23 protein-coding genes are annotated in these 20141 nt (G+C 60.6%); 16 read left to right on the top strand and 7 right to left on the bottom strand.

The window, feature by feature from the left end; translation table 11 throughout:
• Positions 1–91 precede the first annotated feature (91 nt).
• The 3 genes from QD408_RS16690 to QD408_RS16680 all read left to right on the top strand — a co-directional run bounded on the left by QD408_RS16690 (position 92) and on the right by QD408_RS16680 (position 4842).
• On the top strand, positions 92–940 hold the full coding sequence (locus QD408_RS16690; RefSeq protein ID WP_088681019.1) for a class I SAM-dependent methyltransferase: 849 nt from the start codon (positions 92–94) through the stop codon (positions 938–940).
• A 117-nt stretch (positions 941–1057) separates the two neighbouring features.
• Entirely contained in the window at positions 1058–2068 is a 1011-nt protein-coding gene (locus tag QD408_RS16685; RefSeq protein ID WP_414140065.1) for a hypothetical protein, read from the top strand.
• Positions 2065–4842 (top strand): EAL domain-containing protein, encoded by a 2778-nt coding sequence (locus QD408_RS16680; protein WP_414140064.1) that lies wholly within the window; start codon positions 2065–2067, stop codon positions 4840–4842. The genes QD408_RS16685 and QD408_RS16680 overlap by 4 nt, the downstream gene beginning before the upstream one ends.
• Before the next feature lie 18 nt (positions 4843–4860).
• Here QD408_RS16680 and QD408_RS16675 read toward each other — a convergent pair whose 3' ends face one another.
• A complete protein-coding gene (locus QD408_RS16675) occupies positions 4861–5130 on the bottom strand; it encodes a hypothetical protein (RefSeq protein ID WP_414140063.1) in 270 nt (89 codons plus the stop codon).
• Between the two features lie 194 nt (positions 5131–5324).
• Here QD408_RS16675 and QD408_RS16670 point away from each other — a divergent pair, with 194 nt between their 5' ends.
• The 8 genes from QD408_RS16670 to QD408_RS16635 all read left to right on the top strand — a co-directional run bounded on the left by QD408_RS16670 (position 5325) and on the right by QD408_RS16635 (position 9703).
• Entirely contained in the window at positions 5325–5723 is a 399-nt protein-coding gene (locus tag QD408_RS16670; protein ID WP_088681016.1) for a DUF1236 domain-containing protein, read from the top strand.
• Between the two features lie 110 nt (positions 5724–5833).
• The gene (locus tag QD408_RS16665) at positions 5834–6631 is read left to right on the top strand and encodes a DUF1236 domain-containing protein (RefSeq protein ID WP_088681015.1); all 798 of its coding nucleotides are present in this window, start codon (positions 5834–5836) and stop codon (positions 6629–6631) included.
• A 52-nt stretch (positions 6632–6683) separates the two neighbouring features.
• Positions 6684–6851, top strand: coding sequence for a hypothetical protein (locus QD408_RS16660; RefSeq protein WP_414140062.1), 168 nt, complete (start codon positions 6684–6686; stop codon positions 6849–6851).
• Positions 6848–7441, top strand: a complete 594-nt coding sequence (locus QD408_RS16655) for a BA14K family protein (RefSeq protein WP_414140061.1) — start codon at positions 6848–6850, stop codon at positions 7439–7441. The genes QD408_RS16660 and QD408_RS16655 overlap by 4 nt, the downstream gene beginning before the upstream one ends.
• A 136-nt stretch (positions 7442–7577) precedes the next feature.
• Positions 7578–7892, top strand: a complete 315-nt coding sequence (locus tag QD408_RS16650; RefSeq protein WP_414140060.1) for a hypothetical protein — start codon at positions 7578–7580, stop codon at positions 7890–7892.
• Positions 7893–8277: 385 nt separating this feature from the next.
• On the top strand, positions 8278–8844 hold the full coding sequence (locus tag QD408_RS16645; RefSeq protein WP_414140059.1) for a hypothetical protein: 567 nt from the start codon (positions 8278–8280) through the stop codon (positions 8842–8844).
• 49 nt (positions 8845–8893) lie between these two features.
• Positions 8894–9250 carry a hypothetical protein gene (locus tag QD408_RS16640; protein ID WP_414140058.1) on the top strand — a complete coding sequence of 119 codons (357 nt, stop codon included), beginning with the start codon at positions 8894–8896 and terminating at the stop codon, positions 9248–9250.
• 9 nt (positions 9251–9259) lie between these two features.
• Positions 9260–9703 carry a hypothetical protein gene (locus tag QD408_RS16635; protein WP_414140057.1) on the top strand — a complete coding sequence of 148 codons (444 nt, stop codon included), beginning with the start codon at positions 9260–9262 and terminating at the stop codon, positions 9701–9703.
• Between the two features lie 97 nt (positions 9704–9800).
• Here QD408_RS16635 and QD408_RS16630 read toward each other — a convergent pair whose 3' ends face one another.
• Positions 9801–10592, bottom strand: coding sequence for a phenylalanine 4-monooxygenase (locus tag QD408_RS16630; RefSeq protein ID WP_088681009.1), 792 nt, complete (start codon positions 10590–10592; stop codon positions 9801–9803).
• A 123-nt stretch (positions 10593–10715) separates the two neighbouring features.
• On the opposite strand from QD408_RS16630, the gene QD408_RS16625 reads away from it, so the two are divergent.
• Positions 10716–11177, top strand: coding sequence for an Lrp/AsnC family transcriptional regulator (locus tag QD408_RS16625; RefSeq protein WP_414140056.1), 462 nt, complete (start codon positions 10716–10718; stop codon positions 11175–11177).
• Positions 11178–11204: 27 nt separating this feature from the next.
• On the opposite strand, the gene QD408_RS16620 is transcribed toward QD408_RS16625, so the two are convergent.
• Positions 11205–11705: an Lrp/AsnC family transcriptional regulator gene (locus tag QD408_RS16620; protein ID WP_088681008.1), complete on the bottom strand. Its 501-nt coding sequence runs from the start codon at positions 11703–11705 to the stop codon at positions 11205–11207.
• A gap of 129 nt (positions 11706–11834) precedes the next feature.
• Here QD408_RS16620 and hppD point away from each other — a divergent pair, with 129 nt between their 5' ends.
• From hppD to maiA, 4 genes are all read left to right on the top strand, one after another.
• Entirely contained in the window at positions 11835–12944 is a 1110-nt protein-coding gene (hppD, locus tag QD408_RS16615) for a 4-hydroxyphenylpyruvate dioxygenase (protein ID WP_414140055.1), read from the top strand.
• Positions 12945–13013: 69 nt separating this feature from the next.
• On the top strand, positions 13014–14375 hold the full coding sequence (gene hmgA, locus QD408_RS16610) for a homogentisate 1,2-dioxygenase (protein WP_414140054.1): 1362 nt from the start codon (positions 13014–13016) through the stop codon (positions 14373–14375).
• Between the two features lie 28 nt (positions 14376–14403).
• Positions 14404–15429 (top strand): fumarylacetoacetate hydrolase family protein, encoded by a 1026-nt coding sequence (locus QD408_RS16605; RefSeq protein WP_414140053.1) that lies wholly within the window; start codon positions 14404–14406, stop codon positions 15427–15429.
• Entirely contained in the window at positions 15426–16058 is a 633-nt protein-coding gene (maiA, locus tag QD408_RS16600) for a maleylacetoacetate isomerase (RefSeq protein WP_414140052.1), read from the top strand. The genes QD408_RS16605 and maiA overlap by 4 nt, the downstream gene beginning before the upstream one ends.
• 32 nt (positions 16059–16090) lie before the next feature.
• Here maiA and QD408_RS16595 read toward each other — a convergent pair whose 3' ends face one another.
• The 4 genes from QD408_RS16595 to QD408_RS16580 all read right to left on the bottom strand — a co-directional run bounded on the left by QD408_RS16595 (position 16091) and on the right by QD408_RS16580 (position 20139).
• A complete protein-coding gene (locus QD408_RS16595) occupies positions 16091–16561 on the bottom strand; it encodes an MEKHLA domain-containing protein (RefSeq protein WP_414140051.1) in 471 nt (156 codons plus the stop codon).
• 110 nt (positions 16562–16671) lie between these two features.
• Entirely contained in the window at positions 16672–17223 is a 552-nt protein-coding gene (locus QD408_RS16590) for a Mov34/MPN/PAD-1 family protein (protein WP_414140050.1), read from the bottom strand.
• The gene (locus QD408_RS16585) at positions 17216–18991 is read right to left on the bottom strand and encodes a HesA/MoeB/ThiF family protein (RefSeq protein WP_414140049.1); all 1776 of its coding nucleotides are present in this window, start codon (positions 18989–18991) and stop codon (positions 17216–17218) included. The genes QD408_RS16590 and QD408_RS16585 overlap by 8 nt, the downstream gene beginning before the upstream one ends.
• Before the next feature lie 11 nt (positions 18992–19002).
• Entirely contained in the window at positions 19003–20139 is a 1137-nt protein-coding gene (locus tag QD408_RS16580) for an SMODS domain-containing nucleotidyltransferase (protein ID WP_414140048.1), read from the bottom strand.
• Between the last annotated feature and the right edge of the window lie 2 nt (positions 20140–20141).

Below are 20141 nucleotides of genomic sequence, written 5' to 3'. Positions count from 1 at the left end.
CGGAGAGGGTGGGACCAAGGTCCGACCCCGTGGACATCGGGAGATTCGGCCATATTTCAAAGCGGATGAACCAGGTTCGGAGTGCGCGGACGTGACGATTGCCTTAGATGTCGAAGGCGGCTCCCAGGCCGCATCAACCGCTTCCTCCGCGCCGTTCGGAGAAGGCGTTGCCGATTTTTACGAGAGCCTTCTCGTGCCGATACTCTTCGAGCCCTATGCATCGGAGGTGGCGACGGTCGCCGAGCGGTTGAAGCCGACCAGCGTTCTCGAACTCGCCGCCGGGACCGGCGCCTTGACGCGCGCGTTGCGGGCAAAACTCGATCCGGCAGCGGAGATCGTGGCTACCGACCTCAGCCAGGCGATGATCGACGTCGGCGCGCCGACGCTGACGATGTCGCGAACGCACTGGATGCACGCGGATGCCCAAGATCTTCCGTTCGCGCCCGCGATGTTCGATCTCGTCGTCTGTCAGTTCGGGGTGATGTTCTTTCCGGATAAATCGAAGGCCTATGGCGAGGCTGCAAGAGTGTTGCGGAGCGGAACTCATTTCCTGTTCACGACATGGGATTCGCTCTCGGCCAACGACTTCGCGAGATCCGTTGACGAGTCTCTGACGAACATCTTTGCATCAGACCCGCCGGATTTCTTGAGAAGGCTGCCATATTCCTACTTCGACCCCCATGCGATCAAGGCTCAGGTATCTTCAGCGGGATTTGACGCCGTTTCCTGCGATCGGGTCGAGTTGACCTCGATCGCGGCCGCGCACGACGTCGCTGCTGCTTTTTGTCAGGGCTCTCCGCTCAGGGGAGAGATCGAAAACCGAGCTCCGGGACGCATCGGCGAGATCGTCGACGAGGTCGCCGAGCAGGTGGAATCGCGCCATGGGGTCCGTCCCTGCGGCGGCATGAGCGCCTTCATCGTCGGCGGCCGCGCTCCGTAACTCCCCCTTTACCACGTTGCGGCATCCGTCAGGCGAATCTTACAATCCGCGCCCTTTCTTATAACCATTCTTAATTTGGAGGTGCTTCACTTGCTCGAAATTTCGGGGCGAGCATTCATGTCTATAATTTATCGATTTTTGATTACAGCATTGATTTTACTGACGACAACCGCATTCGCGACTGCCGAAGACTGGCGGGTCGTCAAGGCGACAGATCAAGCGAAATATACTGTCGACAGAACGAACTGGCTGGATCTGCGCACTGGCGACGTGCTCCCCAATCGGGCATGGGTTTCGACAGGTCCGCGCGGGCGCGTGCAGCTTGCCAGGGGCGTCGAGAGCATCACGTTCCAGCCGAATACGCTTGCCTCCATTACCGGTTACGGCGGATTCCTTTCGCCGCAGACGCAGATCGTCCAGCAGGTCGGCGCGCTGGATCTCGAAATCGAGAAGCGAAGCCAGCCTCATACGACCGTGCAGACGCCCTATCTCGCGGCTGTCGTGAAAGGAACGATCTTCCACGTGACTGTGGGCAAGACGAAGGCATCGGTTTCCGTGGATCGCGGCCTGGTCCAGGTCGCTTCCTTCGCAAGCGGCCAGCTGTCGAATGTTGGGCCGCGTCAGAGCGCGACCGTCGACAGCAAGGCCGGCATGACGGTGAAGGGCCAGCTATCCAAGCCCGACATCACGTCGGTTGCACCGTCGGTCGCCAGGGTTCCGGCGATCGGTACCACGAAACTTGCCGGCGCAGTCGATCCGTCCGAGGCGGCCAAGAACGAGGCCAAGAACAAGTCCTCGGCTGTGGGAAAGGATACCGCTTCCAAAGCCGGTGACGCGGACAAGAGCGCGAACGGTAAGGGCAATGGCAATGGAAGCGGTAGCGGAAACGGCAATAGCGGCGGCAATGGTAACAGCAATTCCGGCGGCGGACACGGTAACGGCAATTCCGGCGGTGGACACGGCAACGGTAATTCCGGCGGTGGACACGGCAATGGCAATTCCGGCGGCGGGAACGGCAATGATCACGGCAATTCCGGCGGAAACGGCAATAGCGGGAAGGGCGACAACAATAGCGGCGGTAACGGCAACGGCAATTCCGGCGGACACGGCAAAGGCAAGGACAAGTGAGACGAAGGGCGAGGGCGGTCGGGGATTATCTCTCCGGTAGCGTGAGCACCATCGCGGTTCGCATCCTGCTTATCGCCGTGATGCTGGCGCTGCCCCTGGCGGGTGCGGATATCGGCATCATCCAGGGATTCAACAACAGCCTTTTTGCCAAACGATTCGAGTGGGCTCCTCGCAAGGCCACCGGCGATATCGTCTTCGTTGCAATCGACAAGCGTTCTCTCGATACCGTCGGGACATGGCCCTGGCCCCGTAGCACCTATGCGACACTGCTCGACAAGCTGGTGGCATCGGGCGCCAGGGATATCTTCCTCGACGTCGATTTCAGTGCGTTCTCGACCAAGCAGGAGGACGACCTTCTGGCGGCCGCGCTGGAGAGAGCCGGGGGAGGTGTTCTTTTGCCGGTGTTCCGGCAGCAGGAGACGGCATCATCCTCCGAGGTGGCGGTGACAAGGCCGATCCCGCAATTCCTTCGGAATGCCTGGCCTGTATTCGCCAATGTCGACATGGACCCGGACGGGTTCATTCGTCGTTTCGGCTTGGGAAGCCAGTTCGATGGAACTCCCACCCAGTCCGCTGCTTCAGCCCTCGGCAGGGTTGAGGGCGCTTCCGGTTCCTTGCCGGTCGATTACTCGATCAGGCCCGACACCGTTCCGACGTTCTCCTTATCCGACCTGCTTGATGGGACTGTCCCGGCCGAGGCAATCAAAGACCGCTCGGTCGTGATCGGAGCATCCGCGGCCGAGTTGAAGGATATTTTCGCCGTCCCCGTCTACGGAGCGATTGCCGGTCCGCTCATTCACGCGCTTGCCGCCGAGACCTTGCTCCAGAGGCGCTTCCTCAGGGCGCCCGATCAGGCGCCGCTGGAACTTTTATTTGCGGCCTTGCTCATCATCGGCGTGATCCGCAGCCGTTCGGCCGGAATGATCACCGTGGTGGCGGCCGGACTGGCCATTGCCGTCATCGGCGAAGTCGGCGCGTTCCAGCTACAGTGGCGCTATGGTCTCCTTGTCGGAACAGCCGTTCCGTGGTCGATGCTGATGCTCGCCTGGATGCTGGCCGTGAACGAGCGCGTCGACCTCGGCCGGGTACTTCTCGCCATGGCCAATACCGAGGCCCGGAACACCAGGCGTCTCATGAGGCGGATCATTGCCGACAGCTCGGACGGCGTCGTCGCATTCGACAGCGATCTGAGAATCGTCGAGGCGAGCCAATCCGCGAAGGCGCTGCTGCGGGCCGATGTCGGAATGTCACTTATCGGTGATGCCGATGCCGCCATCACCGATATCGTGCGCAGGCTGGTTTCGGAACACGATGCCGAACCGGGCAAGGTGCACGCGGCCCGGGTCGATTTCTCCAGCAATGCAGGTTCGCAGCCTGCTCACTATGAAGCGTCGGTTACGGTCTCGCCGCTCGAACAGCCGACTGCGCGCCGGACTGCGGGGCGGTCGCAGTTTGCCGGTTGGCTGATCATAAGGGACATCACCGCGCGACGTGAATATGAAGAGCGGTTGCAGAGACTGTCCGAGTTGGACGAACTCACGGGACTGCTCAATCGCCGGGAATTCGCCTCCCGGCTAGCCGGTCTTAAGGGGGACGTCCTCGTCTCCGTGCTGGATATCGAGCGCTTCTCGTCGCTGTGCGCCACGCTCGGCCGCGACGCCGGGGATGAACTTTTGGAGGCCGTGGCGGCCAGATTGGGCAATGCGTTCGCCGGCGATCTGCTGGCACGGTTGGACGGCGACCATTTCGGTATTGCCGTTTCCGTGACAGGCGAACGCCCGATCGAAGACTTTGCGGATGCTCTTTTGGGCCTGTTCGAGGAACCGGTCCTGATCCGCGGCGCTGCTGTGCCTATCTCGGTCCATCTCGGAATAGCCCGCTCGGGGGATTCAGCCCCAGGCGCACTTCCGAGTGCGGCTCAGTCGGCGTTGGATGCTGCGAAGGCGACGCCCGGCCGGCGATGGTCCTCTTTCGATCCTTCCACTGCCGTTCGCCAGGCCCGGTCGCGCCGGCTGGAACGGGACATGCGTGACGCTCTCCGGAACCGGCAGTTCTTCCTGCTGTTCCAGCCGCAGGTCGAACTTGCGGGCGGACGCCTCGTCGGCGCGGAGGCTTTGATCCGATGGAACCATCCGGAATTCGGGCTGATATCTCCGGCCGAATTCATCCCGATCGCCGAATCCTCCGGCTTGATCTGCGAGATCGGCCGCTGGACGCTGATCGAAGCCTGCACCGAAGCGGCCGGCTGGCCTGACGAGCTCAGCGTCGCGGTCAATGTCTCGGCGGTTCAGTTCGAGCGGTCCGACGTGGAGGCCGATGTGAAGGCGGCACTGTCCTCCAGTGGGCTTCCTTCTTCGCGATTGTGCATCGAGCTGACGGAATCCGCCTTCGTCGACCAGGGCGGATCGTCGGTCGCCAAAATGCGCGCGCTTCGTGAGACAGGGATCGTCATTGCGTTGGACGACTTCGGGACCGGTTACTCCTCGATGAGTTATCTTGCCGATCTCCCTCTCGACAAGCTCAAGATCGACCGGTCCTTCGTAAGGCGGATGAGCGGCAATACTGGCGCCTTCGAGATCGTGCGGGCGATCATTTCCCTGGCGCACGGGCTGAATCTGCAGGTTGTCGCCGAAGGCGTCGAACACGAGCCGGAGGCCGAGACACTGCGTCGGCTCGGCTGCGGGATGGGGCAGGGTTATCTCTTTGGGAGACCCGACGAACCTGTTTCGATGCTGTCCAAATGGAATGCCCAAAAGCTTTTATCCGCCGGGTGATGACGGCTCGGAGGCGGCTTATCCCTTTGAGATCTGCGCGTAAGAAGGTTCGCTCATCGCGCGGATGAGGTGCTGCTCGATCTCATGGCAGGTCTCGTCATACTCCCGCACCAGGTTCGCATGCGACGATCGTCCGCGAATGGAGTCACGCGCTGCGACCGCTGTCTGGTATGCTTCGAAGAGCTCGAGCTGCCACGGGTCGCGAGCTTCCATGATCAGTTTCCGCATCTGCGGCAGGCGCATCGCCAGGCGTCTGCGTCCGGCCTCCCGGCGGCTGGATCTTGCCATTCCTTCAGTCTCCTACTGCCCGCGACCGCAGGCCTTTGGATCGGCAATTAGCGTCGGCTGCGGACATTGAAATGGGATTTAGGACCAAGGGCCGGGCACCATCAGACTGAGGTCCGGGTTTGGGAACGACCCGGCACGCAGGTCGTTCGGTCAGCAGCGGTCATGAAGGCCGCGTTGAAACAAAGGAGGAAAAAATGCTCTCCAAACTTATCGTCGGTGCGGCAACGGCCGCGACCCTCATGTCGGGCATCGCCTTCGCCCAGTCCTCGACCGTCAATGGTGCAGCCGGCGGTGCGGTCACCGGCGCGATCGTCGGTGGTCCTGTTGGCGCTGCCGTCGGCGGTGTTGCTGGCGCAGTCGTCGGTACGGCGATCGATCCGCCGCCCGAAAAGGTCGTCACCTACGTCCGCGAGGCTCCCGCGCCGTCCGCGCGCGTTGTCGTGAAAGAGAAGATCGTCGTCGGCCAGCCCCTGCCGGAAACGGTTGTCGTAACGCCTATTCCGGACGACCCGACTTATGCTTATGCGGTGGTCAACGATGAACGTATCATCGTCGAACCGTCGTCACGCAAGGTCATCCAGGTCATCAAGTGACCTGATCCCCAGACGCGGCCCTGCCGCGTCTTCCCTCCGGAAGCATCAGCTAGAGCCTGAGAACCGCCGCGACGGCACGCCGTCGTGCGGCCAAAAACAGAGAGATTGTTATGAAGATCAAGACACTCGCCGTCATGATGACGGCACTCTCGATCGGCGCTTCGCCGATCGGCATCATGTCCGCCTCGGCGCAGGACGCACCGATCCTTCCCAAAAAAGGTGCCGCCCAAAGCGGCCAGCCCAGCGGCGATGCGGCCCAGCAGCCGGATGCGGGCAGTGGTGCCTCCGGCTCGAGTGACGCAGGCGCATCGAGCGGCGAGAGCAAGCAGCAGCCTTCCACTTCTGGCGGAACCTCGACGGATGGCTCCTCGGGTCAGACGGGAACCCAGCCCGATGCCAAGACGCAGTCCGGAACCTCCACTGAAACCGGTTCCGGTGGCGCGGGCACCGATACCCCAGGCGGAAATTCGGACAGCTCGAAGACCCCCTCGGGACAGTCCTCGACGGACACGCAGAAGCCTGCCGGCAGCCAGGACACAGGCACGTCGACCGGTTCCGGCGAGACCCAGAAGTCCGGCGATGCCAAGTCCTCCAGCGGCTCGACCGAGACCCAAAGCAATACAAAGACCGAAACGAACAATACGACCAATGTGAACATTTCGGTCGAGCAGCAGACGGAAATCCGTCAGGTGGTGAAAGAAGTCCAAGTCGAGCCGGTTAGGGAGGTGGACTTCACCGTTTCGGTCGGCACGACCATTCCCAAGAAGATCAGGCTCGAGCCGCTGCCGCCGCGGATCGTGGAGATCGTCCCGCAATACAAGGCCTACCGCTTCTTCATCCTTGCTGACGGCCGGATCGTCATCGTCGATCCCTCTGCATTCACGATCGTCTACATCATCTCGGCATAAGCGCCAGCATCCTGGCGGCGAACTTCGTCGCCGGGACCGGGGGAGAAGGAACATGATCTATTCCGAAGAGAAATCCGGCGGTCTGGCCCTGCCGCTCATTGCCATCCTGCTGGCGATCGCCGCCATTCTCGCCGCGCTTGTCGCCACGGGCAGCGATCATAGCAGTACGACCGGCCGGGTGTGGGTCCCGCAGGTTCAGCAGCAGGATCCGGGGAAATGAGAGCCATCGCATCCGTCGCCTTCGGCATCGCGAGCTCGGTCGGAGCCTGCATAGCCGTCGCATCCGTCGCGTCCCATGTCGTGGCGGATTCCAAACCCCAAGCATTCCGGGATCTGGCTTCGCCTGATCTGTGGACGACGAGGCCGATGAAGGTCGATCCTCGGCAACAGCGCTACGAACGTATTGCGCCCCAATATTCCAGCTATGTCACGGAGGCCCCGCCCATCAGAGTGTCGAGAGCGAGGCCGAATTCCGCTGGCCTTCCAACCGAACCTCAGACATCGCAGCCGCAGCATTCGGTCCAGCACCTCGCCTGGTGTGCGGAACGCTACCGTTCCTTCGATGCCGAGACCAACAGCTACCGATCCTATAGTGGCGAGATCCGGGAATGTTCGTCGCCGTTCCCGCAGACTGTCGCCGCGGCCGATGAACGCGCGGGTGTGAGTGTAAACCCGCAGGCGGCAGCCTGGTGCGCCGCCCGCTACAGGTCGTATCGACCGGAAGACAACACCTATCAGCCATGGGACGGGCCGCGTCGCGGCTGTCAGGACCCGGCTGCTGTTCCTGAGATTGTCGCCAGCAGAAATTGATCATTTGTGGTTGCGACAGGTACTATAACGAACCAATCCGAACCGTCAGACTTAGGTCCATGTCGCGAACGTTCCGGTTGTGATACCGGTTGCATTAGGGATTTGGCATTTACATTTTCAGGTTGGGAGATCGGGGATGGCCACGACGCTGCTAACGGAAATCCAGCAGGCCCAAACAAGGCTGCGGCTTCTCAGCAGGGCGGAGCGGGGAGCCCTGATCGTGCGCATCCTTCACGAGCTGAAGACGCTTCGGAAAGAGGCTCTCGGAAATGTGCCGGCCGACCGCTGCGTCTGGATCGACAGGCTCATCGCATCCGTTTCCTCGACAATATCCGACATCGCCAATATGCAGGATGCCGAGTTCAACCGTGTCCTGAACGAGTTCGAAAAGCTCATGGCGACGCTGCAAGGTATTTCCCAAACGAGGAAGGCATCGAAGACCGTTCATTGAGAGGAAATGCCGCGACCTCGCAAATCCTGAACTGGTGAGACAGGCGACGAAAAGTGAGCTTTCGCCTTATTACGGGCTTGATCGCGGCAGTTCCCTGTGAATTCTCTTTCGCGCCGACCGCGGTGGCATTGTCCCTCATCGCAGCCAAGGCGCATTCCGCATCATAACCTGACGAGACGACCGGCGAAGAGGAGTTTTCCAGCTCCCAACCGCCGCTGGGAATGCATGTTCCCCTGACACGTGAGACGCCCATTCGACCAAAGTCCGGGGCTCCCCCGACTGAGTGCCTATGGCAGGAACAGTGAGCAAAAACCGTCGTTTGCCAAAGAGCTATCCCATCCGGAAACGGATGCGACGGCACCCATGACAAACGGAGGAATACACGATGATGAAGGTAACTCATGTAGCACTTGCGGCAGCACTGCTGGCGGGTACGGCGGTGTCCGGATTCGCGCAGTCGTCCAGCACCGTCGGCACTGGCGGTTCGACGGCGGGCGGCGGAACTGCGAGCAGCACGATCGGTACTGGTGGCAGCTCCGCCGGTGGCGACTGCCCGGCAGGTTCCAGCAATTGCCCGTCCGGCTCTTCTTCGACGGTCGGCACAGGCGGATCTTCGGCAGGCGGCGGGACCTCCAGCAGCAGTGTCGGCACCGGCGGCTCCGCCGCGGGCTCGGGTTCCGGCTCGGCTTCGACGCTTGGAACGGGCGGCTCGTCGGCGGGCGGAGGCACCTCCAGCAGTTCGGTTGGCACGGGCGGTTCGGCTGCCGGTTCCGGTGATGCCAATTCGGCCTCCAGCGTCGGGACCGGCGCCTCGTCGGCCGATGGCGACAAGACGGGCAGCACGGTTGGCACCGGCGCAAGTTCGGCCGGGTCGTCTCATGACAACAAGGGCAAGAAGGGCTGTGCCCCCGGTCAGCTCAAGAAGGACGGTACAGACAATAAGTCCTGCTGACCGCTCGGGCCGGCGCCTCGACAGGCGTCGGCCAACCCAGGAGATAACAATGACCAGCCTTTCTAAAGCCGCATGGACCGCCGCAGCCCTATTGGCCGCGGGGCAGGCCATGTCCGAAGACATAAAACTCGATGATGGCACCACCTGCACCGTCATCGAGGGAGACGTTTCCGCAAATGGCGGTATGTCCACGACGGTCACGGCCGGCAACGGTCATGTATCGTCATCGACGACAACAGGCGGGAGAACGACGAGTTCCGGCTCCTCATCGACATCCTCGGCAGGCGCTTCGGCGGGCTCGGGAAGCGTCGACAGTTTCTCGACGGCAAGCGTCACCCGGCCTGACGGCACCGTGATAACCAAGCGTTCAGACGGAACCTGTTCCGTGATGAAACCGAAGAAATAGGAGATCGCCATGAAACTCTCGAACATCATCGGAGCAATGTCGATAGCGCTCCTGGCCTCGGCGGCAGCCGTGTCTGCGCAAGAATGCGATGCGGCCGGGACGGTCGGCTCGGGCGGAACGGCCTCGGCAGGCGGCACCTCGGCGAGTTCGGTGGGAACGGCCGGGACGTGCCGGACGGATGACGGAACGACCTCTTCCATCGGGTCCGGCGGAAGTGCCGCGACCACCGATGGAAAGGCCAAGAGCCAAACCCACGTCAATGATGGCGGCGACAAGCTGAAGGCGCAGACGAAAGCGCAGGCGGTGGACAAGGGAACGTTCAGCAAGTCGCGAACCAAGACCAGTACGGACGGGGATACGCTGCAAAGCACGACCCGGACCATGTCCCACGTCCCCGGCGAAAAGCCGGTCAAGAGCACGACCGGCCAGAAGATCATCCTGCCGGAGGAGTAGCTCTGAATGGCGCATTCGCTCGCATTCAGCGTTTTCCTGGCCGGCATCCATATCTGAGTTGCCGGCCTTTTCTCGCCGCCGCCGTATCGTCAGCGGTTCACGAAGCTTTGGCTTCGAAAGTCGGGGCGAAATCACCCAGCGACTTCGCCTTCAGGATCATGCCCTCGATATCCTGCTCCACGATCGCTTCAAGATCGGCGAAGCTGTCGATGACATAGTAGATCGGCTGAAGGATATCGATCCGGTAGGGGGTTCTCAGCACGCTCATGAGATCGAACGGGCGGAATTCGCAGGCCGTGCCTTCCATTGCCGCCTTGGCTTCGCTCGGAGACGAGACGATGCCTGCTCCGAAGCAGCGGCGGCCCTGCGGCGTATTGATCAGCCCGAATTCGACGGTGAACCAGAAGATGCGGAACAGATGCCATGAATAGCCTTTACCGAGGCGAACGGCGGCTTCGCCGAAATGCCTGACGAAATTGGCATAGCTCTGGTTGGTCAAGAGCGGGCAGTGGCCGAAGACCTCGTGGAACAGGTCCGGCTCCTCGATATAGTCGATATGCTCACGGCGGCGCAGGAAGGTTGCGAGCGGGAATTTACCTTGCGACAGAAGTTCATAAAAGCGCGAGGGCGGAATGAGCGCCGGCACGCCTTCGACGCCGAAGCCGGTGGTTTCGTTCAGGCGTCTGTTCACATCGAGAAGCTGAGGCACCTTCTCGGGCTTCAATCCCAGCAATTTGACGCCGTCGAGATATTCGCGGCAGGCCGTATCGGCGAGCAACTTCATCTGGCGCACATAGAGTTCACCCCAGATCGCATCTTCTTCGGGCGTATAGTCGTATAGGCCGTCCGGGCCGGGCAGTTTGGCGGTGTAGCTGCTTTCCTTGGTCATAGGCTGATCCTCCCAGGCACGGCGCTATTTCTGTCATTATGATCCGGCTTTGGAGGATTTTCTTTTCTTTCGTGCTGGCTATTGCCATAATGATGGAAATTCTTCTCAGATCTGGCGCAGAAAATGAAAGAACCTGGGAACTTTCGTCGCAAGCTTCTGCAACTCATCCAGGCCGACGGCAGCCTGTCGCTGGCCGACCTGGCCGAAAAGGCAGGCATGTCGCAGAGTTCGGCCTGGCGGAAGATCCAGGAACTGGAAGCCGACGGCGTCATCCGCAAGCGCGTGACGCTGCTCGATCCCGGAAAACTCGATCTCAAGCTCTGCGTGATCGCGCATGTGACGCTGGAGGATCACCATGAAGAGGCGGTCGCCTCTTTCGCGTCGGTGGTGCTGGAGCGCCCGGAAATCATGGAGTGTTACGCCTTGTCGGGCGCTTTCGACTACATGCTGAAGATCCGGGCCAGCGACGTGGAAAGCTACGAAGCCTTCATGACCCGCTACCTCATGCGCAACCCGCATGTGCGCACCGTCGTATCGAGCTTCGTGCTGCGCGAGCTGAAATTCTCGACCGAACTGCCGCTCTGACGCCTGTTGGCAAAGGAGGCTGCGGACCTATCGCGCGTGGTCGCCATGCGCGCTGCCCGGCATGTGTATCGGAAAGCCTTCGAATGTCTTCAGCGTATCGAGCACGATCGACGTCTTCACGTGCTGCACGGATTCGTGGGGCAACAGAACGTCGTTGACGAATTTGGAGAGGTCGGCGAGCCCGCGGGTCGCGACCTTCAGATGATAATCCATTTCGCCGGTCAGCGCGTAGGCTTCGAGAACCTCCGGCAACCCATTGATCAGCTGGGAAAATCGGCGGGCATTGTCTCTGTTGTGGGTCGCAAGCGTCACGGAAATGACCACCAGCATATCCAGACCCAGTTTTTGCCGATCGAGGTAAGCCCGGTAGCTGCGGATATATCCCTCGGACTCCAATCTGGTGCGCCGGCGTGAGCATTGCGAGGGCGAAAGCGCGATCCGCTCGCCCAACTCGTTGTTCGTCAGCCTGCCGTCTTTTTGTAATTCCTGAAGTAGGCGAAAATCCAATTTGTCGAGATGCTCATCCATTGCGCGAAACCTCCAAAATGCTCACGAACCATGCATAATATTTTCCTTGTATAGAAAGAATGCAAGAACTTTGCATGCGTTTTGGGTCACACTTTGCATGAGTGAAAGTTCAGTCTCGAGGAGGAGAAAATGGGCCCTTTCCCGCATGATGCGCCGCCGTCAGAAATCACCGCCGATAACCCGGCCGGCACCGACGGCTTCGAATTCGTCGAATTCGCTCATCCCGAGCCAGAGAAACTCAGTGAGCTCTTCACACGCATGGGCTATGTCGTGGTCGCGAGGCACAAGACGAAAGACATCACCGTCTGGCGCCAGGGGGACATCAACTATGTCCTGAACGCCGAAGCCGGCAGCCATGGCGCCCGCTTCGTCGCCAATCATGGTCCCTGCGCGCCATCGATGGCATGGCGCGTCGTCGACGCCAGGCACGCCTTCGATCATGCGGTGTCGAAAGGCGCGGTTCCCTATGAAGGCGATGACAAGGTGCTCGACGTACCGGCGATCGTCGGCATCGGCGGCTCGCTGCTTTATCTCGTCGAAACCTACGGGGCAAAGGGCTCGGCTTACGATGCCGAGTTCGATTGGCTCGGCGAGCGCAACCCGCGCCCGGAGGGGATCGGCTTCTATTATCTCGATCACCTCACGCATAACGTCTTCCGCGGCAATATGGACAAATGGTGGGATTTCTACCGCAACCTGTTCAATTTCAAGCAGATCCACTTCTTCGATATTGATGGGCGCATCACCGGTCTGGTCAGCCGCGCCATCACCTCGCCCTGCGGCAAGATCCGCATTCCGCTGAATGAATCGAAGGACGACACGAGCCAGATCGAGGAATATCTGAAGAAGTACCGGGGCGAGGGCATCCAGCATATCGCCGTCGGCACGGAGGATATCTACGACGCCACCGACAGGCTTGCCGATAACGGCCTGCGCTTCATGCCGGGTCCTCCGGAGACCTATTACGACATGTCCTATGAGCGCGTGAACGGCCATAGCGAGCCCATCGATCGGATGAAGAAGCATGGCATCCTCATCGACGGCGAAGGTGTCGTGAACGGCGGCATGACGAAAATCCTGCTCCAGATCTTCTCGAAAACCGTCATCGGCCCGATCTTCTTCGAATTCATCCAGCGCAAGGGCGACGAGGGCTTCGGCGAAGGCAATTTCCGCGCGCTGTTCGAATCGATCGAAGCCGATCAGATCAAGCGTGGTGTCATCGGTACCGCAGCGGAGTAAACTCTCGGACATCCCGCGCGTCCGAAAGGGCGCGCGGCGTTCAGGAGTTTTCGGGGGAGGAGTTGAGCAATGGACCAGACATCGATTCAGTCTTCGGAGACTGAAGCCGCGATAACGAACAAGCTGAAATACATGCCGGGCTTCGGCAACGATTTCGAAACGGAGTCGCTTCCGGGCGCCCTGCCGCAGGGCCAGAACAGCCCGCAGAAATGCAATTACGGCCTTTATGCCGAGCAGCTTTCCGGCTCGCCCTTCACCGCGCCGCGAGGGACGAACGAAAGATCCTGGCTTTATCGCATCCGCCCGAGCGTGCGCCACACGAGCCGCTTCTCGAACGCTTCCTATCCCCACTGGAAAAGCGCCCCCTGCCTGGACGATCATTCGCTTGCCCTCGGCCAGCTTCGCTGGAATCCCATCCCCGCGCCTGAGGAGAAGCTGACCTTTCTTCAGGGCGTGCGGACGATGACGACAGCGGGCGATGTCACCACCCAGGTCGGCATGTCGGCCCATGCCTACGTTTTCAACGAAGACATGGTCGACGACTATTTCTTCAATGCCGACGGCGAACTGCTGATCGTGCCGCAGCTCGGCGCCCTCAGGGTGTTCACCGAAATGGGCATCATGGATGTCGAGCCGCTTGAGATATGCCTCATCCCCCGCGGCATGATGTTCAAGATCCTGAAAAGCGGCGAGCAGAAAGTCTGGCGCGGCTATATCTGCGAGAACTACGGCGCGAAATTCACCCTGCCGGACCGCGGGCCGATCGGCGCCAATTGTCTTGCGAACCCGCGCGACTTCAAGACGCCCGTCGCCGCTTTCGAGGACAAGGAAACGCCCTGCCGTGTGCATGTGAAATGGTGCGGAAAGTTCTATGTCACCGAGATCGGCCACTCGCCGCTCGATGTGGTCGCCTGGCACGGCAACTACGCGCCTTACAAATACGACCTCAGGACATTCTCTCCCGTCGGCGCGATCAGCTTCGACCATCCCGATCCGTCGATCTTCTCGGTGCTGACAGCCCCCACCGAAGATGCCGGCACGGCCAATGTCGATTTCGTGATCTTCCCGCCGCGCTGGCTGGTGGCCGACCACACCTTCCGTCCGCCCTGGTATCACCGCAACATCATGAGCGAATTCATGGGCCTGATCCACGGCCAGTACGACGCCAAGGAAGAGGGCTTCGTGCCGGGTGGCATGAGCCTGCACAACATGATGCTGGCCCACGGGCCGGATGCGCTTGCCTTCGAAAAGGCATCCAATTCCGAGCTCAAGCCCGTGAAGCTCGATAACACCATGGCCTTCATGTTCGAGACCCGATACCCGCAGCAACTGACGAAATACGCAGCCGAGCTTGAAACGCTGCAGGATGATTACCTCAAATGCTGGGACGGCCTGGAACGCAAGTTCGACGGAACCCCCGGTATCAAGTGATGGCATCCTCCCGCATTGGAAATCAGACATGAAACTCGCGACATTGAAGGACTCCACCAGGGACGGCCGCCTCGTCGTCGTGTCCCGCGATCTCACTCGCTGCTCCGAGGTCGGCCACATCGCCCGCACCTTGCAGGCAGCGCTCGACGACTGGGAGCATGTGGCTCCAAGACTTGAGCAGGTCGCCGAAGGCATCGAGACCGGCGCCCAGCCGACGATCCGCTTTCACGAACATGATGCTGCATCGCCTCTGCCGCGGGCCTATCAATGGGCCGACGGCTCGGCCTACGTCAACCATGTCGAACTGGTGCGCAAGGCGCGAGGCGCCGAGATGCCGGCGAGCTTCTGGACCGATCCGCTGATGTATCAAGGCGGTTCGGACGGATTCCTCGCGCCGCGCGATCCGATCCTGGCGGCAGACGAAGCCTACGGGATCGACATGGAGGGCGAGGTCGCCGTCATCACCGGCGACGTGGCGATGGGCTCCGGCCCGCAAGCAGCCCGCAACGCTATCCGCCTCGTGATGCTCGTCAACGACGTGTCGCTGCGCGGCCTCATCCCGGATGAATTGGGCAAGGGATTTGGTTTCTTCCAATCCAAGCCCGCATCGGCATTCTCTCCCGTCGCGGTGACGCCCGATGAGCTAGGCAGTGCCTGGGATGGCGGCAAGCTGCATCTGCCGCTGCTCGTGAGCTTGAACGGCATGGCATTCGGCAAGGCGAATGCCGGCATCGACATGACCTTCGATTTCGGCCAATTGATCGCCCATGCCGCCAAGACGCGCAATCTCGTCGCCGGCACGATCATCGGCTCCGGAACCGTCTCCAACAAGCTGGACGGTGGCCCGGGCAGGCCGGTGGAGGAGGGCGGAAACGGCTATTCCTGCATTGCCGAACTCAGGATGATCGAAGCCATTGAGACCGGATCGCCGAAGACGCCCTTCATGCGGTTCGGGGATCGGGTTCGCATCGAGATGAAGGACCACGCCGGCCATTCGATCTTCGGGGCGATCGAGCAGACGGTCGAAAAATACGCGGGAGCCGGCGAGAAATGAGCGAGGTCGTTCTCTACGATTACTGGAGATCGTCGGCGAGCTACCGCGTCCGCATCGCCCTCAATCTCCTGGGCGTCGATTACAGGACGGTGCCCGTCAACCTGTTGGAGGGCGCACACAAGACGCCGGAATATCTCGCGCTCAACCCGCAGGGGCTCGTGCCGACATTGGTGATCGATGGGAAAACGCTGACGCAATCACTGGCGATCATCGAATATCTGGCCGAACTTCGGCCGGAATCGGGATTGCTGCCGGCTGATATCGCCGACCGCCAGAAAGTGCGCGCCCTCGCATACGCGGTCGCCATGGACATCCACCCGATATGCAACATGCATGTCGCAGCGCATCTCATGACCATGACCGAAAAGGCCGACGCCCGCGAGCAATGGATGAAACACTTCATCGCCGCCGGACTCGGGAAAGTGGAGGCCATGATCGGCGAAAGCGCCGGAGACTTCAGCTTCGGCAACCGGCCCACGATGGCGGACCTCTGTCTCATTCCACAAGTCTACAACGCCCGCCGCTGGGGCGTCGAGATGACCGATTTCAAACGCATAGTCGAGATCGACGCGAGATGCGCCGAACTGCCCGCTTTTCAGGCGGCGCATCCCGACCGGATGAAACCGTAGCTTCATCGCGATGGAAGCTCCCCAGGCGGCAACTACACGTCCCGCCACGAAGAAATTTTCGCAGCCTGACCCAACCGCCGCCCGGCCTCATCGATAAGCTGCCAGACGGTCACGTCCTCGATCCAGAACCGCCGCCCCGATTTCGCGATCCTGACACCACGCCCATTCTCGACAAAACCATCACGCGTGACGGCGTCCAGCAACCGCTGCCGCTCGGCACGATCAGGCTGCTCGGCCGAAAGCCGCGAAGGCAGCGCGATGAATTCATCCCAGCTGTATTCGAAGCAGCGCTGTGCTGTCCGGTTTGCGTAGATGAAGCGCGGGTCGGGCTCGGTATTGTGAGCGAGGACCACGACGGGGGCGTCGTTGTAAAGCCAGTCAGGGCCTTGGCCGTCCTCAAGGAGGGGGCGGCCGACGATGCGGGCGTGGCTTCCGATGAGGAGGGAGAAGAAATCAGGGTCAAGCGTGAGATCGAGGGTGGGATTGTTATAGATGTAAGTCATGAACCGACTCGTGGTCTAATGCATCAGTGTAGGGTGACATAGCATAGTAGTCGGCACAGCCTTCGACGCGCGCTGTTATCGCAGGGGCGAGTCCTCGGCGAATGACGAAATCAAAGATCGCCCTCCAGCTTGGTGCCGGTGACGATCGGACTTTCCGTTCCGCTGTTTCTAGGCGATTCGACTGGCTTAAGTCTGATCAGACTACCGTTCTCCAAGACGCTTACCGATATGCGAATGGGCTTGCTGGACGTCCCTGCGATGAGCATGATCGGCTTCGGACACCTGTAGCTGGTGTCGATCGAGATGGAACGCATCACCCGAATGTCATTGCCGCTTGGATCCGGGGCGCCGCCAGGGTGGGAGTGCCACTCGCCGACATAGAATTCGCCAGCTACCCATCGGGTGCGAAGTTTTGCTTTCAGTCCACTGATACCCCTTTGAAACCAAGCCCTTCCGGAACTGGAGTCGGCGGGACGTTCCGTCGCCGCGGTGACGACCGCCACGTTCCCATCATTCTCATACCGACCGATGAGGATGCCACCTGTCTCCTTGTCAGTCGACGTAAGAGCCTCCGTCTCGATCAATCGCAGGGCGGTATCCGTCAGACGAACTTCGACAGTCGCATTCACAGCTTGAAATGCCACCATAATCTTCTCATCCATTGAGCCTCTCCACAGTGCCATCAAATCCCTGCCGGAAATATTGGCAGCGGCGTTTCGGCAATCTGATTGCCTCTAGGATGGTTGTTGTTGCCACAGCACCCCACATGCGGACATCTGCGGCCGTTGCCGGAAACACTGGATGCCAGCAGCCGATCCCTTCCATGTAGGCGTCGCCGAAATCGGTCGGTGGCACATTCATCTCGTTGAAGCTTTCCTTCGCATCGATTGCCGGGAATGTGGCCTCGGAGGCAGTGAACACGAGAAGTCCCTCGGCCCGCCAGGTCATCGCCAGACTGATGAAGATCTTCTCACCGCCCCAGTCGAACTCGGCCATGGCATCAAGGACCGCATCCGATCCGGTGCAGTCGATGATAACATCGAACGAACGCAGTTCCTCCGCGAGTTCATCCGTACCCGGAGGGAAGCGGGCAACTACACCTGTGACATTGGCATCTGGCATGGCCAGCGACAGAGCGTGCGCAAGCGCGGTAGCCTTGTCATGGCCGACCGCACCCATGCCAAGCACATGCCGCGTCAGGTTGCCGACATCCAACACGTCAGGATCGAGAATACCCATCCTTGTCACGCCCATGCGGACGAGATTTTCCGACACTGCGCCACCGAGTGACCCGGCACCGAGAACCAGCACCCTCTTGGAAACCATTCCGGTGCCAAAGCCGGAGCGCGTCCGGATCTGGTCGGGTTCCCAATTGACCGTCCGCAACCAAGTCAATGAAGAATTCGCTGTCGGTCGATTGCGATCGATGAGCCGATGCACCCGCTCGTTCGCGCGGAAGCCATTTTTCTTCGTCTTCCGATCCGACAGTTCGACCGAACCGACAGCGATCCAATGGTACTTCGAGGGAGCCTCGCCGATCAATTCCGCCGTCGGGAATCCGAGGAGCAGCGTGACCGTTCCGCGATCGTCCTTCCGACGCCGGCGATCGGCGCCAGCGAGCTCGAACACGTCAGCCAGCTGAACGCCCTGACCAGCGAGCTGAGCGGAAAGATCCGCCCACGTTCGTGGCAATTCCCAAGGCGCCAGCACTGGCAGGTTGTCGAGCGCGATCCAGAGGCCAGTTTTTGCCACGGCGGCTTGAGCTATTGTCCGCCCCCATGGCGACTCTCTGATCGGCGCAGATTGGTGGTCACGGAACGTCGTCATTGCATAGCTGGTTTTGGCCGCTGGAAGCTTGGCTAAATCGACCCATCCCCATTCATTGGTCCGGCCTTGCCAGAATGTCAGATCGTCGCCAGCGCCAATGAAGCCGACCACCGGAAAGTTTGTCTGCCCCGGCCCGGGCGGCAGCTCCAGTGGCTCGCCATCGATCGCCAGCTCGCCCATAGCGGCCGCGTCAATCCACATAAGCAGTCGTTCCAGATGCCAGATGATCTTCTCGTCGATCTCATCGGGCTGGCCATTCCACGAGGCGCGCCCGAATATGGCCGCCGGGCGATCAAGGCAGGGATTTCCCAGCCTCCACGGCAGCGAGCCACCTCCTTCGCTATTGAAGGACTGGTGCTGGAAGGTTGCCGAAACTCCACCGATCATCGCCGGGTAAACGGTGACGTCTTTCGTCCGCGGAATGAACACGACGTACCAAGCCGTCGCGGCCGAGATGAACTCGGTCGGATCGGCACTCAGGAGGGCCACGAAGGGCAGGAACCAGCGACCCTTCGAATCCGATGACCAGGCGTTGGTACATCGGAGTCGAGGATGATCCGCAAGTCGGTCGGCAATGCTCTGAAGTACCTCAGGGACAAACAACTAGAAGTACCTCACGCGAACCGATCAGTCCTCCGTGGCTCAGCAGGCTGTGATGGAGGAATGAAGAAGCCAGGCTTACGATCGCCACCGTTCGGTCCGGGAAGCGGGAACTTCGTTCCGAACAGCTTTTGCCACAACTGGCCGCTCTTCTGCGCATCGTCCGAATCCAGCGCCTCTCGCGCCTGTCCGGCCGCGGTCGTGATTGCAGCATGGAAAGACTTGAAGTCGTCCGCGGAGAGTCGTTTCAAGACATTGTGCTCTGGCACGCCGTGGTCAGGCAGTTCTGGAACTTGCTCGATCATTGCGTGAATCCGCCAATCGTCCCTCATGGATTCCAGTGCCTGGACGAAGCCGGTGGCAACCGAGGTGGTTCCGTTTTTGAGAACGTGCCCGATCATGTGTTCAAGCGGATAGCCCTTCGGATATTTCGGCACGATAAGCGCATTCTGCCGCCACCACTTGGTAGCTCGTACCAGGTTCACGTAGTGGCCATTGCATGCTCGGTTCTTCGCCGCCGTCCACTGGATCTGGGCGAGAGGATGGGTGCGGCCCCAGGTTCCGACATCGCGGTCTGGCAGAAACAGCGGATTCGGACGCCAGTTGCCTGTCGGCGCGTCCTCCATTTCCAGCGGCTGTGAACCGAATGGCGTTGGCTTCCAGCTCTCGTTGAGGCGCCAACTCGTGTCTTCTTCCAGGGTATCTGTCGTGAGAACCGACTGTGATCGATACAATTTCTCCATCGCCTGCCGGGACGCGGGATCGGTCGGCAGCGCTGTGATGACCAGGTCAATATCGACGTAGGTCAGTTCGATGCCAAACGATCGTCCCTGCGGACGCCATTTGCCCGGGTAGTGGCGTTCGAGAAATGGAACAAACTTGTCCATCGCTTGCTTTGGTGTCGTCGCGTGATAGTCGATATCAGTCACCACAACGATATCAACATCGGGCCGCTTGTCTCCGGTCGGCCGGATCGCGGTCGAGCGCCGAATGCTTCCTTGTAGGAAGGTGGCGACGACTATCTTGCTCAAGGCCTCGTCAGCCGCGAGGCGCGAGCGGAGCGTGCTCGCTCCCGCTTTCCAACTTTCCTTCTGCCGATCCGTAGGACGGATCTCGCGGAGAAACTCTGTGAATTGCGATTTAAGTTCCATTA

Origin of the sequence: Rhizobium sp. BR 249, from assembly GCF_047445895.1 — a bacterium.
Classification (GTDB): Bacteria; Pseudomonadota; Alphaproteobacteria; order Rhizobiales; family Rhizobiaceae; genus Rhizobium.
The sequence above is the reverse complement of the archived record's forward strand: the minus strand, read 5'-3'. Positions and strand labels throughout refer to the sequence as shown.

Excerpts from the sequence above, each read along its gene's own strand:
- QD408_RS16685 (WP_414140065.1), top strand. The coding sequence starts at position 1,058 with ATGTCTATAATTTATCGATTTTTGATTACAGCATTGATTTTACTGACG.
- QD408_RS16675 (WP_414140063.1), bottom strand. The coding sequence starts at position 5,130 with ATGGCAAGATCCAGCCGCCGGGAGGCCGGACGCAGACGCCTGGCGATG.
- QD408_RS16670 (WP_088681016.1), top strand. The coding sequence starts at position 5,325 with ATGCTCTCCAAACTTATCGTCGGTGCGGCAACGGCCGCGACCCTCATG.
- QD408_RS16665 (WP_088681015.1), top strand. The coding sequence starts at position 5,834 with ATGAAGATCAAGACACTCGCCGTCATGATGACGGCACTCTCGATCGGC.
- QD408_RS16660 (WP_414140062.1), top strand. The coding sequence starts at position 6,684 with ATGATCTATTCCGAAGAGAAATCCGGCGGTCTGGCCCTGCCGCTCATT.
- QD408_RS16655 (WP_414140061.1), top strand. The coding sequence starts at position 6,848 with ATGAGAGCCATCGCATCCGTCGCCTTCGGCATCGCGAGCTCGGTCGGA.
- QD408_RS16650 (WP_414140060.1), top strand. The coding sequence starts at position 7,578 with ATGGCCACGACGCTGCTAACGGAAATCCAGCAGGCCCAAACAAGGCTG.
- QD408_RS16645 (WP_414140059.1), top strand. The coding sequence starts at position 8,278 with ATGATGAAGGTAACTCATGTAGCACTTGCGGCAGCACTGCTGGCGGGT.
- QD408_RS16640 (WP_414140058.1), top strand. The coding sequence starts at position 8,894 with ATGACCAGCCTTTCTAAAGCCGCATGGACCGCCGCAGCCCTATTGGCC.
- QD408_RS16635 (WP_414140057.1), top strand. The coding sequence starts at position 9,260 with ATGAAACTCTCGAACATCATCGGAGCAATGTCGATAGCGCTCCTGGCC.
- QD408_RS16630 (WP_088681009.1), bottom strand. The coding sequence starts at position 10,592 with ATGACCAAGGAAAGCAGCTACACCGCCAAACTGCCCGGCCCGGACGGC.
- QD408_RS16625 (WP_414140056.1), top strand. The coding sequence starts at position 10,716 with ATGAAAGAACCTGGGAACTTTCGTCGCAAGCTTCTGCAACTCATCCAG.
- QD408_RS16620 (WP_088681008.1), bottom strand. The coding sequence starts at position 11,705 with ATGGATGAGCATCTCGACAAATTGGATTTTCGCCTACTTCAGGAATTA.
- hppD (WP_414140055.1), top strand. The coding sequence starts at position 11,835 with ATGGGCCCTTTCCCGCATGATGCGCCGCCGTCAGAAATCACCGCCGAT.
- hmgA (WP_414140054.1), top strand. The coding sequence starts at position 13,014 with ATGGACCAGACATCGATTCAGTCTTCGGAGACTGAAGCCGCGATAACG.
- QD408_RS16605 (WP_414140053.1), top strand. The coding sequence starts at position 14,404 with ATGAAACTCGCGACATTGAAGGACTCCACCAGGGACGGCCGCCTCGTC.
- maiA (WP_414140052.1), top strand. The coding sequence starts at position 15,426 with ATGAGCGAGGTCGTTCTCTACGATTACTGGAGATCGTCGGCGAGCTAC.
- QD408_RS16595 (WP_414140051.1), bottom strand. The coding sequence starts at position 16,561 with ATGACTTACATCTATAACAATCCCACCCTCGATCTCACGCTTGACCCT.
- QD408_RS16590 (WP_414140050.1), bottom strand. The coding sequence starts at position 17,223 with ATGGATGAGAAGATTATGGTGGCATTTCAAGCTGTGAATGCGACTGTC.
- QD408_RS16580 (WP_414140048.1), bottom strand. The coding sequence starts at position 20,139 with ATGGAACTTAAATCGCAATTCACAGAGTTTCTCCGCGAGATCCGTCCT.